This window comes from Pseudonocardia alaniniphila, from assembly GCF_022524485.1.
Taxonomy (GTDB): domain Bacteria; phylum Actinomycetota; class Actinomycetes; order Mycobacteriales; family Pseudonocardiaceae; genus Pseudonocardia; species Pseudonocardia alaniniphila.
Genome location: NZ_JAKXMK010000032.1, coordinates 99,555 through 114,500, shown reverse-complemented (window position 1 = coordinate 114,500; position 14,946 = coordinate 99,555). Strand labels below are relative to the sequence as shown.

Here is a 14,946-nt window from a genome sequence, read left to right as displayed (position 1 = left end):
TCTCTGTTACGTCCCGCGTGGGACCGCACTCCTGCTCAGCGCAGATGCACCCGCTACGGGCTGCCCGACGAGACGTGGGTGTACTCCGGCCACGGCGACGACACAACGGTGGGCACCGAGCGGCCGAGTCCTCCGGAGTCACGGGCCTGCGGGTGGTGACGAACGAGCACCGGCGGCCGGCCTTCGTCCTGCACGAGCACCGGCGGCCGCGCCACCACTTCGACCTGCGCCTGGAAGAGGACGGCGTGCTGCGCTCGTGGGCGGTGCCGAGAGGGCTGCCCGAGGTGCCCGGGGAGAAGCGGCTGGCCGTCGCGGTGCCCGACCACGAACTCGACCACCTCACCTACGAGGACGAGAACAAGTCGATAGCCGACATCGGCTGGTGGGAAGAGCACGACCGCTCCGAGCGGCGGATTCTCCTCACCCTGCACGGCAGGGACGACGACCGGCGCTTCGCCCTCATCCGGACATCCCAGGGCTGGCTGCTGCACCGCCTCGCGGATCAGTAGCCGGATCAGACGGACACGACGTCAAGCGCGTCGTGCAGGTGTGCGAAGTCGCCACCGTTGCGGGTGTAGAGGGGAAGGTCACGCGAGGAAGCGATCGCGGCGATCATGAGGTCCATACGGCGAGGTCGTGATCGCCGAGATCTCCGTACCGAAGAACTCGTCCGCTTCCTGACGCATCATCCGGGCGTCGACGTGCGGAAGTCTCCGATGCTGTTCGACGAGTTCCTCTGCAATGAGGGCCCGCCGACGTGGAACCGGACGCAGCTCGGCGACCACGACCCCATTGCGGGTGAGGTAGTAGGTCTCACCCGCCTCGACAGAGTCCAGGACGGCGGCGGAGTTGTTTCGCAACTCTCGCTGGGTGATGACCTTCATGGCCTCAGTGTGGCCCCACGTAACGCGAGGCGCTACGAGCGCCTCGGGGATTGTCAGCGCGGCTGAACGATGTTGACCATCCAGGGAACTCCGAACCGGTCGACGCACGCACCGAACTCGTCGCCCCACATCTGCTTCTCCAGTGGGACCGACACGGTGCCGCTGTCGGACAGCTTCTCCCAGTAGCCGCGCAGCTCGCCGGCGTCGTCGCCGCTCAGGCTCACAGTGATGGCATTCCCGATGGTGTGCTCCATTCCCTGCGGGGAGTCAGCAGCCATGAGCGTGAATCCGCTGTCGGTCTCGAGCTGGCCGTGCATGATCTTGTCGGCCTCTTGGTAGTCCGCCGCGCCGGACTCCCCGTAGGTGTGCAGCGTCAAAGTGCCGCCGAAGACGTTGTTGTAGAACTCCATGGCCTGCCGCGCATCGCCGGTGAAGTTGAGGTAGGGGTTCAGGCGAGAAGGCATCACACGCTCCTGTGTCGCTGGGACGAGAATGGTTGCAGTTCAGGACATGATCGAACCGCTCCGAGACGCGAGCGGCATCCTGGATCGCACGAGCGGCCCCTGGTTCGAAACGACCGGACGAGCGTGCCGTTCATCGGGCAGGCGGCCTGCCCAGCGGAAGATCGCGACGGGATGCTCGTCGAGGGAGAAGCTGATCTGGTGGCGACGGGCGGTGGCCGCGGCGCGCGGCGCAGCCACGCCGCCACTCGGTCACCGCGTGGTCGCCGCGGGCGTCGACCTTCCTGCCGTCGCCGTACAGCGGGCGGGCGTGACGACGCATCCGTGCGCCTGTTCGGCGTAGTGGGAGACGTCCAGGGCGCCGGATCAGAGGTTGTTTCGGCCCCGGCCGGCGGGCTCCGACCCGTCCCACCGACAATTCGCTTCGTCGTCGCTTCTCGAACGCCTTGCGGAGAAGCGCGGTTATGGTGGATCGGGGTCGCGACGGCGGCCGTTGAAATCCCAGGCGGTCGCGCCGCGGCCCGGCCCTGGCGCAGTCGACCGGAGAACGATGGACGCGAGACGGGCCCTTCGTCTGGGCGTACGCACGCTGGTGGCGCTCACGTCCGTCCTGGCGCTGGCCGTGGCAGGCCTCGCGTGGTCGCTGCAGCAGCAGCTCGACACGGCGGTCACCAGCAGGGCGGCGATCCCCGACGCGGCGCCGACCCCTCCCGGCCAGGCGTACAACGCCTTGCTGGTGGGTCTCGACGCCCGCACCGACTCCGCGGGCAACCCGCTGCCTCCCGAGCTGTTCAACGCCCTGCACGTGGGCCCGGACGCCGGCCAGCTGGACACCGACACGATCATCCTGTTGCACGTGCCGGCGGATCCCAACCAGCCCGCCGAGGCGATCTCGATCCCCCGCGACTCCTACGTCCCGATCGCAGGTGGGCGGGGGATGCACAAGATCAACTCGGCGTACGAGGCCGGATTGAAGAGCGCCGAGGACACGCTCACCGCGCAGGGCATCACCGGGCCCGAGCTCGACCGGCGCGGCCGTGAGGCGGGGCGCGCGACGCTCGTGGCCACGGTCGAGCAGCTCACCGGGGTGCAGATCGACCACTTCGCCGAGATCAACTTCGTCGGGTTCGTGCAGCTCACCGAGGCCCTCGGCGGTGTCCCGGTCTGCCTGAACAAGCCCGTGCACGACTCCTACTCCGGCATCGACCTCCCAGCAGGCCCGCAGACGGTCAACGGAGCAACCGCCCTCGCGTTCGTCCGGCAGCGCCACGGCCTGCAGGACGGCGACCTCGACCGCATCGCCCGCCAGCAGGCCTTCGCCGCAGGTCTGGCGGACCGGCTGATCTCGACGGGCACGCTCACCAACCCGGTGCGGCTCGCCCAGCTGGTCGCCGTGGTGAACAGAAACGTCGTGCTCGACGACGGATGGAACGTCGAGCAGGCGCTCGCGCAGTTCGCGGGCCTGCAGGGCAACGACCTGCGCTTCCTCACGATCCCCACAGGGCGCCCGGACCTGCGGACCCCGTACGACGGCATCGCCATCCAGATCGACCAGGCCGCGGTGCGCGCGTTCGTGCGGTCGGTGATCGCGGGGCACGAGAGCCGGACACCGATATCGACCGGACCGTCCGGCTCGGGCCCGTCGGGCTCCGGCCTGTCCGCCGAGGGAGCGCCCACCGGTCCGTCAGGGGGATCACGCAGGACGCCCGCCACGACCCCGCCCGAGTCCATCACGGCCGACGGGATCCACTGCGTCAACTGACCGGCTGTGCCGGTCGCGTCAGGTGTTGATGCCGACGAGGTCCACGACGAACACCAGCGTCGAGCCGCCGGGGATCGGGCCGGAGGAGCGGTTGCCGTAGCCCAGGTCGGGCGGGATCACGAGTACGCGCCGGCCGCCGACCTGCATCCCCTCGATGCCCTGCGCGAAGCCCGGCACCACGCCGTTGAGGGGGAATGTGGCGGGCTCACCGCGTGACCAGGAGCTGTCGAACACGGTGCCGTTGGAGTAGAGGGTGCCGGTGTACTGCACGTCGACGGTGTCGGCGGGCGTGGCGGCGGGCCCGCTGCCCACCACGATGTCCTGCGTCACGAGCTTCGACGGCGGCTGGCCGGTGCCGGCCTGTGCCTGGGTGGCCGCCGTCAGGTCGGTCGGGTTGCCGGTGAGCGCCGGGACGCCGGGCGCGGGAGCGGGGGCCGAGGCCGCCGGGGGCGCGCTCGAGGCGGGCGCCGCGGGCGGTGCCTCCGGCGCGGTGGGCGAGCCGCAGGCGGCGACGACGGCCACGGCGACGACGGCGGCGGCCGTGAGGAGGGAACGTTTCATGGAACAAGTCGAGCACGCCCGGCCACGGGCCCGGCCAAGGGGGCCCGGAGGATGCCGGGCAGGTCAGGTGCCCGCCCCGAACGGTCGACAGGCAGACTGATCCATCGTGACGGACAGCTTCCCCCGCAGGCAGGCCCGTACCCGGCGGTTCACCCTCGGTGCCCCCCGCAGCATCACGGTCTCCCCCGACGGCGGCCGGGTCGTGTTCCTACGCAGCCGCGGCGGCACCGACCCGGTGACGCGCCTGTGGACCCTGGACCTCGAGACGGGGGACGAGCGCCTGGTCGCCGACCCGCGCGAGCTGGACGACAGCTCCGCCGAGGATCTGCCTCCGGAGGAACGGGCCCGGCGGGAGCGCAGCCGCGAACAGGCAGGCGGAGTGGTGGCCTATGCGACCGACCGTCCCGTCACGATGGCGGCCTTCACCCTGTCCGGACAGCTCTACGTCACCGAGTTCGCCGCAGGGCTCACCCCCCGACTGGTGGAGACACCCGGCGGGGTGATCGACCCGCGGCCCGACCCGACGGGCCGGCTCGTGGCCTACGTCAGCGGCGGCGCGCTCCACGTCCACGACCTCACGGCGCGCACCACCTCGACCGTCGCCACTCCCGACGGCGAGGACGTGACGTTCGGCCTGGCCGACTTCGTGGCGGCCGAGGAGATGGGCCGGATGCGCGGGTACTGGTGGTCGCCCGAGGGCGATGCGCTCCTCGTCGCGCGGGTGGACGACGCGCCCGTCCGCCGCTGGCACATCGCGGACCCGGCAAACCCCGACCGCACCCCGGCCGTCGTCTCCTATCCCGCCGCAGGCACGGCCAACGCCCGCGTGTCACTGCAGATCCGCACGCTCGACGGCACCAGCACGGACGTGAGCTGGGACGACGTCCGCGACGAGTACCTCGTGCACGCGGTGTGGGACGCCCACGACCTGCTCATCGTCGTCCAGCCCCGGGACCAGCGCGCCCTGCGGGTGCTGCGCGTCGACCCGGCCACCGGCGCGACCTCGGACGTGCACGAGCAGACCGACCCCGCCTGGGTGGAGATCGTGCCCGGCGTTCCCGCCCACACGGCATCCGGCGCGCTGGTGACGGTGGCGGACGTCGACGGCGCGCGCAGGCTCGTCGTCGACGGCGAGGCGGTCACCCCGCCCTCGCTGCAGGTGCGCGACGTGCTGGACGTCGACGGCGACGTGGTGCTCTTCCGGGCAGGCGAGGACCCGACGTCGATCGGGCTGTGGACCTGGGGACCGGACGGGCAGGAAGAACTCACCCCGCACCCGGGCGTGCACTCGGGACGGCTCGTGGCCGGCACGCTCGTCGTCGCGCGCCAGAGCCTCGACGCCGACGGCACCACCACCACCGTCCACAGAAACGGCGCCGAGCGGACCATCGTGTCGTTGGCCGAGCTGCCCGGTCTGGAGCCACGGGTCACGCTGATGACCGCGGGCGCGCGCGAGCTGCGGACGGCCCTGATCCTGCCTGCGGGGCACGAGCCCGGCACGCGCCTGCCCGTCCTCATGGACCCGTACGGCGGCCCGCACGCCCAGCGGGTGCTCGCCGCCCGAGGAACGCACCTGACCAGCCAGTGGTTCGCCGACCAGGGCTTCGCGGTGGTCGTCGTCGACGGCCGCGGCACGCCCGGGCGGGGCCCGGAGTTCGAGCGCGCGGTGCGCGGCGACCTGGCAGGCCCGGTGCTGGAGGACCAGATCGAAGCCCTGCACGCCGTCGCGGAGCAGAACCCCGACCTGGACCTCACGCGCGTGGGCATCCGGGGCTGGTCCTTCGGCGGGTACCTGGCCGCACTCGCCGTGCTGCGCCGTCCCGACGTCTTCCACGCCGCTGTCGCGGGCGCGCCCGTCACCGACTGGACCCTCTACGACACGCACTACACGGAGCGCTACCTCGGCCACCCCGAGGAGGAGCCGGACACGTACGCGCGTTCGTCGGTCGTCGAGGACGCACCACGGCTCACCCGGCCGCTGATGCTGGTGCACGGGCTCGCCGACGACAACGTCGTGGCCGCCCACACCCTGCGGCTGAGCTCGGCGCTGCTGGCCGCGGGCAGGCCGCACAGCGTGCTGCCGCTCTCCGGCGTCACGCACATGACGCCGCAGGAAGTGGTGGCGGAGAACCTGCTCCTGCTGCAGGTGCGGTTCCTCAAGGACGCGCTCGGAGTCGCCTGACGGGTGTCAGTGCAGCTCCGGACACGGCAGTTCGACGCGCGACTGCGCGAGGCCTGCCCGCTTGCGGTCCGTCCGCCATTCGAGGATGCCGACGAGCAGCGCCACGACCTCGACCACGCTCGCCACACCGACCGCGAACGCCACCGCCTTGCGGAAGTCGCCCCCGCTGCTCGCCAGCACGCTGTAGAAGATGCCGGTCAGCGTGGCGGTGCCGACGGCAGCGCCGATCCGCTGCCCGGTCTGTAGCGCCCCACCTGCCGAGCCTGCGATGGAGACCGGCACGAAGCGCAGGGTCATCGTGGTGTTGGGTGCGATCACCCACCCGCCGCCGATGCCACCCACCAGCAGCGGGAGCGCCACGAACAACCCCGCCATGTGCGGCGGGGCGAGCCACAGCACGACACCTGCCGCCGTGACGCCGATGACGACCAGAGTCAGGCCCATCACCGTCAGCAGGCGCCCGAGCCGTGCGACCAGCCGACCGCCCACCACAGCGGACGTCGCCGACCCGAGCGCGAACGGGGTGACCGCGAGCCCTGACTGCAGCGGCGTGTAGCCGAGGCCGGCCTGGAAGTAGAGCGCGAAGACGAGCCAGATCCCGCTGAAGCCGATGAAGTAGACGGTTGCGAGCGCGACCCCCGTCGCGTAGCCGGGCGTGCACATGACCAGCCCGATGTCGAGCAGCGGCTCCTTGCCGCGGCGCTCCTCGCGCCGTTCCCAGAGGACGAACCCCACCGCCAGCGCCGCGGCGACGGGGAAGAGCCACCACAGCCGCGCGAGCCCGCCCGCCCCGGCCTCGACCAGTGGCAGCAGGAGGGCGAGCACCACGCCACCGAGCAACCCGGTGCCGACCACGTCGATGTGACCGCGCGACCTGCGGCGGCTGTGCGGGATGAACCGGGCCGCGAGCAGCAGGGCGACCACGCCGATCGGCACGTTGACGTAGAAGATCCAGCGCCACCCGTCGGGACCCTCGGCGAGCGCCAGGATCAGGCCGCCGATGATAGGCCCCACCGCCGTCGAGATCCCGACCGTGGCGCCGAAGAAGCCGAACGCCCGCCCGCGCTCCGCACCCCGGAACATCTGCTGGATGAGCGCCGAGTTCTGCGGGGCGAGCGCACCCGCCGCGATCCCCTGGGCCAGCCGCGCGAACACGAGCCACGTCGCGTTCGGTGCGGCACCCGCCAACGCACTGAACAGGACGAAGCCCGCGAGCGCGATCATGAACATCCGGCGGCGGCCGATGGCGTCGCCCAATCGGCCGGCAGGCACCAGCGCGAGCCCGAACGTCAGCGCGTACCCGGAGACCACCCACTGCACCTGGGCGGGGGTCGTGCCCAGGTCGCGCTGCAACGAGGGCAGCGCGACGGACACGATGCTGACGTCGAGCAGGCTCATGAACCCGGCGACGAGGGTGACCGAGAGCGCCTTCCACCGCCGCGGATCGGGTTCTTCCGCGGTGAGGTCGGCTCGCCCCGTGGTGGGACCAGCGCCGTATGAGCTGGTCATACCTCCTGTCTACCTGGTGTCACAGGCTCTGGCAGTCTGACGACCACACGAATCGGAGGAGCCGAAGTGGCACTGCAACGACCCGAGATCGACCCCGTCGACGGCCCCGCGCCCACCGACTTGGTCGTCGAGGACATCCAGACCGGAGACGGCGCCGAGGCCACCCCTGGCAACACCGTCGAGGTGCACTACGTCGGGGTGGCGCATTCCACGGGAGAGGAGTTCGACGCCTCGTGGAACCGCGGCTCGACGTTCCGGTTCCCGCTGGGCGCCGGCCGCGTCATCGCGGGATGGGACCGTGGGGTGACCGGGATGAAGGTCGGCGGACGCCGCCGGCTCGTGATCCCGCCGCACCTGGGCTACGGCGACCGCGGAGCGGGTGGTGCGATCAAGCCGGGCGAGACCTTGATCTTCGTCGTCGACCTGGTGGGCGTGAGCTGACCTGCGACTGCTGCTGATCTCCGACACCCACCTCCCGGTGCGGGCGAAGGACATGCCCGCACCGGTGTGGGACGCGGTGGACGCCGCCGACGTGGTGATCCACGCGGGCGACTGGGTGTCGGTGGATCTGCTCGACGCGCTCGAGGCCCGCGCGAAGCGGGTCGTCGGCGTGTACGGCAACAACGATGGCGCCGCGCTGCGTGCCCGGCTCCCCGAGGTGGCGAAGGTCGAGCTCGGCGGAGCCAGGTTCGCGGTGGTGCACGAGACCGGCGCCGCCGCCGGACGGGAGCGCCGCTGCGCCGCCGCCTACCCGGACGCCGACGTGCTGGTGTTCGGGCACAGCCACATCCCCTGGGACACCACTGCGCCCGGCGGTCTGCGCCTGCTCAACCCCGGCTCCCCCACCGACCGGCGCCGGCAGCCGACGTTCACGTGGATGACGGCCGAAGCCACCGACGGTGGGCTCGCCGCGGTGGAGCTGCACCATCTCGGGCCCGGCGAACGCGCCCGACCGGGGCGCTGACCGCTCACGGCCTGGCCGTGGCCCAGCTCACGTGGTAGGAGGTGACGGTGTCGCCGACCACGCCCGATGTGCCCGCATGAGTCCCGCGAAGCCCGACGAGATCCGCGACGACGTGGAGCTCACAAGCCTCGACAAGCCACTGTTCGACGGGGCCGGGGCCACCAAACGCGATCTGATCGACTACCTCGACGCCGTTCGCGAGCGCATCCTGCCCGAGCTTCGCGACCGGCCGCTGTCGGTGATCCGCGTGCGGCCCGGCCAGCAGCCGTTCATGCAGAAGAACGTGCCGAAGTACACCCCTGACTACGTCCGGACCACCAGCGTGTGGGCCGAGGCGTCGCATCGGGAGGTGTCCTACGCGCTGTGCAACGACCGCCGCACGCTGCTCTGGTTCGCCAACCAGCGGGCCGTGGAGTACCACCCCACGCTGTTCCGCGTCGGAGAGAGCCACCCCACGTACCTGGTGCTCGACCTCGATCCCCCCGAAGGCGACTCGTTCCCGCACGTCGTGCGCACCGCCCGGCTCGTCCGGCAGGCACTGGCCGACTCCGGGCTCGCCGGAGTGGTGAAGACCAGCGGCGCGAAGGGGCTGCACGTGTGTGTGCCGCTCGACGAGCACACGGGGTTCGAGGACGCTGCGGCGGCCACCCGCGCCCTCGCGGCGCGGGCGGCCCGGCTCGACCCGGACGTGGCCACCACGGCGTACATCAAGGAGGACCGCGGCGGCCGCGTCTTCGTCGACTCCACCCGCTCCGGCGGCGGCACGATCGTCTCGGCGTACAGCCCGCGGGCGCGGCCCGGCGTCCCCGTCTCGTTCCCCGTGACGTGGGACGAGCTCGACGACGTCGCGCCTGCGGACTTCACCGTCCACACCGCGATCGCACGTCTCGGCGACGGCGATCCGTGGCACGAGCGGATGCCCGCGCCGCAGGTGCTGCCCGCCGACCTGGTCGAGGAGGGGCACACCATCCCGATCGCCCGTGTGCAGGCGATGCACGAGGGGAAGCGGCGCGCCCGCGCCCGCCGGCAGTAGCGGAGCGGCCGGCGGGCGTCCGCACGACTCGCGCGCGTGAAGCGGGCGAGTCGCGGGGTCAGTGCGTGGGTGGCTCGTCCCTGCCCTCCGCCTCGGCCTTGTCGGCCTCGTCCTTCGTGCGGTGCACAACGCCGTCGGCGTGCTCGGGCGGCCCGTAGACGGTGTAGAGAACCAGCGGGTTGGGGCCGGTGTTGACGAAGTTGTGCTTCGTGCCCGACGGCACGACGACGAGGTCGCCCTCGTTCACGGTCTTCGTCTCACCGCTCACCCTGGCCTCGCCGGTGCCGCTGACGAAGGTGAGGATCTGGTCGATGCCGTCGTGCACCTCCTCGCCGATCTCCCCGCCCGGCGGGATCGTCATGATGACGAGCTGGGTGTGCTCGCCGGTCCACAGGACGCGGCGGAAGTCGGCGCTGCGCTCGGCGACCCTTGCGATCGTGAAGTGGTCCATGCGGAGATGTGCCCGCAAAGGACCTTTCGCATTCCTCCGCGTGCCGGAAGCCGTGCGAGGATGCCGTCATGGTCTTGGAGATCGCCGACTTCGCCGTCCAGCCGGGCACCGAGGAGCAGTTCACCGATGCGGTGCGTGAGGGCGTCAAGTTCGTGTCGGACACGCCCGGATTCCGCGAGGCGCGGCTCACCCGCAGCGCGGAAACGCCCACCCGCTTCGTCCTGCTGGTGGAGTGGGACAGCATCGAGGCCCATACGGAGGGCTTCCGGAAGTCGGAGAACTACACGCGGTGGCGCCAGCTCATCAGCCCCTACTTCGCCGGCAACCCGCATGTCGAGCACTTCGACGACGTGCTCTGAGCTGACGCTCCGCCCACGCGACGACGACCCGGTTCGTCACTGAGAGACGGCTGAGGGGTCGTTCCCGACCTTCGCATAACGTCGTCCTGTGCACCGAACCCTGCGCGCGCTCGCCGCGGTACTCACGCTCGCCACGGCCGCGCTGCTGGTTCCGACGGCCACCGCGTACGCAACGCCGGAATCGTCGGTCCGCACGCAGGAGCAGCGCATCGAGGTGCCCGGCGGCCCGGGCACCACCGGCCCCGTGAGCCTCGACACAACGCTCTACCTGCCCGCCACCACCCCCGCCCCGGCCGTGCTGGTCGCGCACGGGTTCGGCGGCAGCAAGGTCGCGGTCGACGCCGACGCCCGCGACCTGGCCGACAGCGGTTTCGTCGTGCTGGCCTGGTCGGCCCGCGGCTTCGGGGCGAGCACCGGCCAGATCTCGCTGGACGCCCCCGACCACGAGGTCGCCGACGCACGGGCGCTGATCGACTGGCTGGCCGCCCGCCCGGAGGTGACGCAGGACGGCCCCGGGGATCCGCGGGTCGGTGTCACGGGCGGTTCCTACGGCGGCGCGCTGGCGCTACTCCTCGCCGGATACGACCGGCGAGTCGACGCCATCGCTCCGGTGATCACCTGGAACGACCTGGGCCAGGCTCTCTTCCCGAACGCCGCGACCACCGCCGCCCTCCCCGTCGACACGCCGGCCCACGGCGCGTCCGGATCCGACGGGGTGTTCAAGCGCGGCTGGGCCGGACTGCTCTTCTCCGCGGGCGCCTCCTCGTCCGACGACCCGGCGAACCCGACCGGAGCGGCACTCGGTGGCAGCCCGGCTCCGGCCGACGCGTCGCCCCCGGGTCCGGGCTCGTCGGCAGGCGCCGCTCCCCCCACCGCCACGCCGGGCGCCCCGGTTCCCTGCGGGAGGTTCACCGCGGAGCTCTGCGCCGCCTACACGGACGTCGCCACGACCGGCAGGCTCTCTCCCGCCGTCGCCGCCCTGCTGCAGCGCTCGTCGCCGTCGACGGTGACCGACCGGATCACCGCGCCGACCCTTCTGGTGCAGGGCGAGCAGGACACGCTCTTCGGGCTCGACCAGGCCGACGCCAACGCGCGCCAGATCGCCGCGAACGGCACCCCGGTGAAGGTCCTCTGGTACGGGGGCGGCCACGACGGCGGCGCTCCCGGCGATTCCGTGCGCGAGGCGATCGACGACTGGCTCACCTTCCACCTCGCCCACACCGGCCCCGACCCGGGCACCGGATTCGCCTACACGGTCCAGAGCGGCGTGCGCACGGGCGGCAGCGCGCCCAACAGCCGCACCGTCGAGGCAACCGCCTACCCGGGCATCTCGGGAGCCGCGGCGGTGGAGACGCACCGGCTCGCGCTGGAGGGCTCTGCCCAGCCCGTCGTCAACCCGGCAGGCGGCAACCCCGCCGCGATCACGTCCCTGCCGGGCGTCGGATCGTCACTGGGCTCACTGGCCGGCAGGCTCTCGGCCGTCACGGCGGAGGTTCCCGGGCAGACCGCTCAGTTCCGCACCGCGGCGCTCGAGTCGCCCACGTTGGTCGCGGGCGTACCCCGGGTCGACGTTTCGGTGTCGCGCGTGCCCGGCCAGCCTGCGCCCGCCGAGGCCGTGCTCTTCGCGAAGACCTTCGAGGTGTCCCCCGACGGGCTGCGCACGCTGCTCGGCAGCGCGGTCGCCCCGATCCGGGTGCCCGTCCCGGCCGACGGCTCGGCGGCACGGGTCAGCGTCGCCCTGCCCGGCGTCGTGGCTCCGGTGGAAGCGGGAAACCACCTCGTGGTGGCGGTCAGCACCACCGACCAGGCCTTCGCGGGTCCCACCGAGCCTGCGGTCTGGCAGATCGGCCTCACCGGTGACGACGCCCTCACGGTGCCGGTGGTGCCGGGCGAGGCCGTCACCGCGAGCACCGTGCCACTCGTGCCGCTGATCGGCATCGGGGCGGTGCTGGCGCTGGCTCTGCTGGCCTGGGGTGCCTCGCGGCTGATCGGACGCCGGGCAGCGGCGGGCGCCGAGGCAGCAGCCGACCCCGCCGCCCCGCCGCTGGAGGTCCGCGACCTCGCCAAGACCTACCGAGGCGGGTTCAGCGCGGTGAAGGGCGTCTCGTTCACCGTCCGCGCGGGGATGGTGCTGGGCCTGCTCGGCCCCAACGGCGCCGGGAAGACCACGGTGCTGCGAATGCTCATGGGCCTGATCAGGCCGAGCGCCGGGACGATCACGGCCTTCGGGCAGCCGGTCGGGCCGGGCGCGCCGGTGCTCGCGCGGATCGGCGCTTTCGTCGAGGGGCCGGGGTTCCTGCCCCACCTCTCGGGCCTGGACAACCTGCGCCTCTACTGGGCCGCCACCGGGCGTCCGGCGGAGGAGGCGCACCTCGACGAGGCCCTGCAGATCGCGGGGCTCGGGGCGTCGGTGCAGCGCCGGGTGGGCACCTACAGCCAGGGCATGCGGCAACGCCTGGCGATCGCGCAGGCCATGCTGGGCCTCCCGGAGTTGCTCGTCCTCGACGAGCCCACCAACGGGCTCGACCCGCCCCAGATCCACGCGATGCGCGAGGTGCTGCACCGCTACGCCGCAGGCGGGCGCACGGTGCTGGTCTCGAGCCACCTGCTCGCCGAGGTGGAGCAGACGTGCAGCCACGTCGTCGTGATGCATCAAGGTCAGGTCGTCGCCGACGGCACCGTCGACGACATCATTGCCGGCGGTGGAGCGGCCACGTTCGGCGTCGACGCCCCGGACCAGGCCGCCGCCGTGCTCAACGCGCTCACCGGAGTGCACGCCGTGGCGATCGAGGGCAGCTCGGTGCATGCCGAGCTCAACGGCACTCCGCGCGCCTCCGCCGTGCGGGCGCTCGTCGAGGGCGGGGTGGACGTCACGTCCGCAGGGCCGCGCCGGCGCCTCGAGGACGCATTCCTGCAGCTCGTCGGAGAGGACGCCGGAAAAATGGATGGTGCGCCGTGACGCTGAACGACGGTCCGTCCACCACGACGGGCACCGTCGGCGCACTCGCCGACGACGTCCGGCCCGCCCGGTACCGCCCCGGCCGCACGCTGCCACTGCGCGTCGAGCTGCGGCGTCAGCTGCTGCGCCGCCGCACGCAGGTGACGTTCGCGCTGGTCGGCCTGCTCCCGGTGATTCTCTGGATCGCGTTCGAACTGGCCGACGACGGCACCACCACCGGCTCGCTGAACCTCGTGGACCTGGCGAAGGGCAGCGGGAGCAACTTCGCGGTGTTCGCGCTGTTCGCGTCGTCGTCGTTCCTCCTGGTCGTGGTGGTGGCGCTGTTCTTCGGCGACACGGTGGCAGCGGAAGCGTCCTGGTCGAGCCTGCGCTACCTGCTCGCGGCGCCGATCCCTCGAGCCAGGCTGCTGCGGCAGAAGGCGATCGTTTCGGCGGCGCTGTCGGTGGCGGCGCTGCTGCTGCTCCCCGTGGTGTCCCTGGCGGTCGGCGCACTGGCGTACGGCACCGGGAATCTGGTGAGCCCCACGGGCGAGTCCCTGACCTTCTGGACCGGTGTGGGGCGGGTGCTCCTCGCAGCCCTCTACATCGCGGTGCAGCTGAGCTGGGTGGCCGCGCTCGCCTTGCTGCTGTCCGTGAGCACCGACGCCCCGCTCGGGGCGGTGGGCGGCGCGGTGACCGTGTCGATCGTCTCCCAGATCCTCGACCAGATCACCGCGCTGGAGGATCTGCGCGACTACCTGCCCACCCATTACGACAGCGCGTGGGTGGGGCTGCTCTCGGAGCAGATCGACTGGGCCGGCATGACCCGCGGCGTCTTCTCCGCCCTCTGCTACGCGGCCGTGCTCAGCGCGCTGGCGGTGTGGCAGTTCCGTCGTAAGGACGTCACGAGCTAGGAGCCGCTACGTCCGCGCCGGCGTGCTCCCGCTCTCCCCCACGTCCACGGTGACGGGAGTGCTCACCGGCCGGGGCGTCCCGAGCAGCACACCCCCGACGATCACCACCCCCGCCACCAGCTCCACCGCGCTGGGCCGCTCGCCCAGCGCGGCTGCGGCAAGCGCGATCCCGACCACCGGCACCAGCAACGAGTACGGCGCGACGACGCCGGCCGGGTAGCGGCGCATCAGCGTCGTCCAGATGCCGGAGCCGAGCACGGTGGCGAGGATGGCGAGGTAGGCGATCGACAGCACCCCGGGCACCCCCTGAAGGGTGACGGCGCCGCGCAGGGCCGCCCAGTCCGCGACCGGCCCTTCCGTCAGCAACGAGGCCGCGAGCAGCGGGAGCGGCGGCACCACGGACATCCAGAGCGTCAGGTGCAGCGGGTTCGGCGGGTCGGCGAGGCGGGCGGCGAGGTTGCCGAACGCCCAGCCCAACGCGCCGATCAGCGTGAGTACCAGCGGGATCAGCGCCGCGGCCTGCGCCTGCGCCACGGCGATGGCGAGGAGACCGACCACCGCGAGGGTGATCCCCACGACCTGCCGGGCGCTCATCCGTTCCCGCAGCAGCACCGCCCCGAGCAGCACGGTGAACGGAGCCGACGCCTGCAGCACCAGGGATGCGAGCCCGGTGGGCATACCGACGTCCATCGCCACGAACAGGAACAGGAACTGCACCGTGCCGAAGCCGAGCCCGTAACCGATCAGCCACCGCAGCGGAACCCGCGGACGAGGCACCAGCAGCACCGTTGGGATGGCGAGCACCGCGAACCGCAATGCTGCGAGCAGGAGCGGCGGGTAGTGCTCCAACCCCACGTGGATGGCGAGGAAGTTCGCGCCCCACAACACGGCGACGACGGCGGCGAGTAGGCGGTCGCGGGCGGTCACT

Annotated in this window: 15 protein-coding genes; 9 read left to right on the top strand and 6 right to left on the bottom strand. The window is 72.2% G+C overall.

Features of this window, described 5'->3' with window-relative positions:
* Positions 1-155 precede the first annotated feature (155 nt).
* Positions 156-509, top strand: coding sequence for a DNA polymerase ligase N-terminal domain-containing protein (locus MMF94_RS32520; RefSeq protein ID WP_241041251.1), 354 nt, complete (start codon positions 156-158; stop codon positions 507-509).
* Between the two features lie 78 nt (positions 510-587).
* Here the strand turns inward: MMF94_RS32520 and MMF94_RS32515 are convergent, their stop codons facing one another.
* Both MMF94_RS32515 and MMF94_RS32510 read right to left on the bottom strand, forming a co-directional pair.
* On the bottom strand, positions 588-884 hold the full coding sequence (locus MMF94_RS32515; RefSeq protein WP_241041250.1) for a type II toxin-antitoxin system Phd/YefM family antitoxin: 297 nt from the start codon (positions 882-884) through the stop codon (positions 588-590).
* A 53-nt stretch (positions 885-937) separates the two neighbouring features.
* Positions 938-1,348, bottom strand: a complete 411-nt coding sequence (locus MMF94_RS32510; RefSeq protein WP_241041249.1) for a VOC family protein — start codon at positions 1,346-1,348, stop codon at positions 938-940.
* A gap of 547 nt (positions 1,349-1,895) precedes the next feature.
* On the opposite strand from MMF94_RS32510, the gene MMF94_RS32505 reads away from it, so the two are divergent.
* On the top strand, positions 1,896-3,107 hold the full coding sequence (locus tag MMF94_RS32505) for an LCP family protein (RefSeq protein WP_241041248.1): 1,212 nt from the start codon (positions 1,896-1,898) through the stop codon (positions 3,105-3,107).
* A gap of 18 nt (positions 3,108-3,125) precedes the next feature.
* Here MMF94_RS32505 and MMF94_RS32500 read toward each other — a convergent pair whose 3' ends face one another.
* Positions 3,126-3,668 (bottom strand): FKBP-type peptidyl-prolyl cis-trans isomerase, encoded by a 543-nt coding sequence (locus tag MMF94_RS32500; protein WP_338104386.1) that lies wholly within the window; start codon positions 3,666-3,668, stop codon positions 3,126-3,128.
* A gap of 106 nt (positions 3,669-3,774) precedes the next feature.
* On the opposite strand from MMF94_RS32500, the gene MMF94_RS32495 reads away from it, so the two are divergent.
* Positions 3,775-5,850, top strand: coding sequence for a S9 family peptidase (locus MMF94_RS32495; RefSeq protein ID WP_241041247.1), 2,076 nt, complete (start codon positions 3,775-3,777; stop codon positions 5,848-5,850).
* 6 nt (positions 5,851-5,856) lie between these two features.
* On the opposite strand, the gene MMF94_RS32490 is transcribed toward MMF94_RS32495, so the two are convergent.
* Positions 5,857-7,359 carry an MFS transporter gene (locus MMF94_RS32490; protein ID WP_241041246.1) on the bottom strand — a complete coding sequence of 501 codons (1,503 nt, stop codon included), beginning with the start codon at positions 7,357-7,359 and terminating at the stop codon, positions 5,857-5,859.
* A gap of 66 nt (positions 7,360-7,425) precedes the next feature.
* Here MMF94_RS32490 and MMF94_RS32485 point away from each other — a divergent pair, with 66 nt between their 5' ends.
* The 3 genes from MMF94_RS32485 (at position 7,426) to ligD (ending at position 9,356) form a co-directional block, all read left to right on the top strand.
* Positions 7,426-7,800 (top strand): FKBP-type peptidyl-prolyl cis-trans isomerase, encoded by a 375-nt coding sequence (locus MMF94_RS32485; protein WP_277398869.1) that lies wholly within the window; start codon positions 7,426-7,428, stop codon positions 7,798-7,800.
* A 1-nt stretch (position 7,801) separates the two neighbouring features.
* Positions 7,802-8,323: a metallophosphoesterase family protein gene (locus tag MMF94_RS32480; protein ID WP_241041296.1), complete on the top strand. Its 522-nt coding sequence runs from the start codon at positions 7,802-7,804 to the stop codon at positions 8,321-8,323.
* 76 nt (positions 8,324-8,399) lie between these two features.
* Positions 8,400-9,356, top strand: coding sequence for a non-homologous end-joining DNA ligase (gene ligD, locus MMF94_RS32475; RefSeq protein ID WP_241041245.1), 957 nt, complete (start codon positions 8,400-8,402; stop codon positions 9,354-9,356).
* Between the two features lie 58 nt (positions 9,357-9,414).
* Here the strand turns inward: ligD and MMF94_RS32470 are convergent, their stop codons facing one another.
* Entirely contained in the window at positions 9,415-9,807 is a 393-nt protein-coding gene (locus MMF94_RS32470) for a cupin domain-containing protein (RefSeq protein ID WP_241041244.1), read from the bottom strand.
* Positions 9,808-9,875: 68 nt separating this feature from the next.
* On the opposite strand from MMF94_RS32470, the gene MMF94_RS32465 reads away from it, so the two are divergent.
* The 3 genes from MMF94_RS32465 (at position 9,876) to MMF94_RS32455 (ending at position 14,018) form a co-directional block, all read left to right on the top strand.
* Positions 9,876-10,166, top strand: coding sequence for an antibiotic biosynthesis monooxygenase family protein (locus tag MMF94_RS32465; RefSeq protein ID WP_241041243.1), 291 nt, complete (start codon positions 9,876-9,878; stop codon positions 10,164-10,166).
* 88 nt (positions 10,167-10,254) lie between these two features.
* On the top strand, positions 10,255-13,125 hold the full coding sequence (locus MMF94_RS32460; RefSeq protein WP_241041242.1) for an alpha/beta fold hydrolase: 2,871 nt from the start codon (positions 10,255-10,257) through the stop codon (positions 13,123-13,125).
* Positions 13,126-13,127: 2 nt separating this feature from the next.
* Entirely contained in the window at positions 13,128-14,018 is an 891-nt protein-coding gene (locus tag MMF94_RS32455) for an ABC transporter permease (RefSeq protein WP_379660314.1), read from the top strand.
* A 6-nt stretch (positions 14,019-14,024) separates the two neighbouring features.
* Here MMF94_RS32455 and MMF94_RS32450 read toward each other — a convergent pair whose 3' ends face one another.
* On the bottom strand, positions 14,025-14,945 hold the full coding sequence (locus tag MMF94_RS32450; protein ID WP_241041241.1) for an EamA family transporter: 921 nt from the start codon (positions 14,943-14,945) through the stop codon (positions 14,025-14,027).
* Position 14,946: the final 1 nt, after the last annotated feature.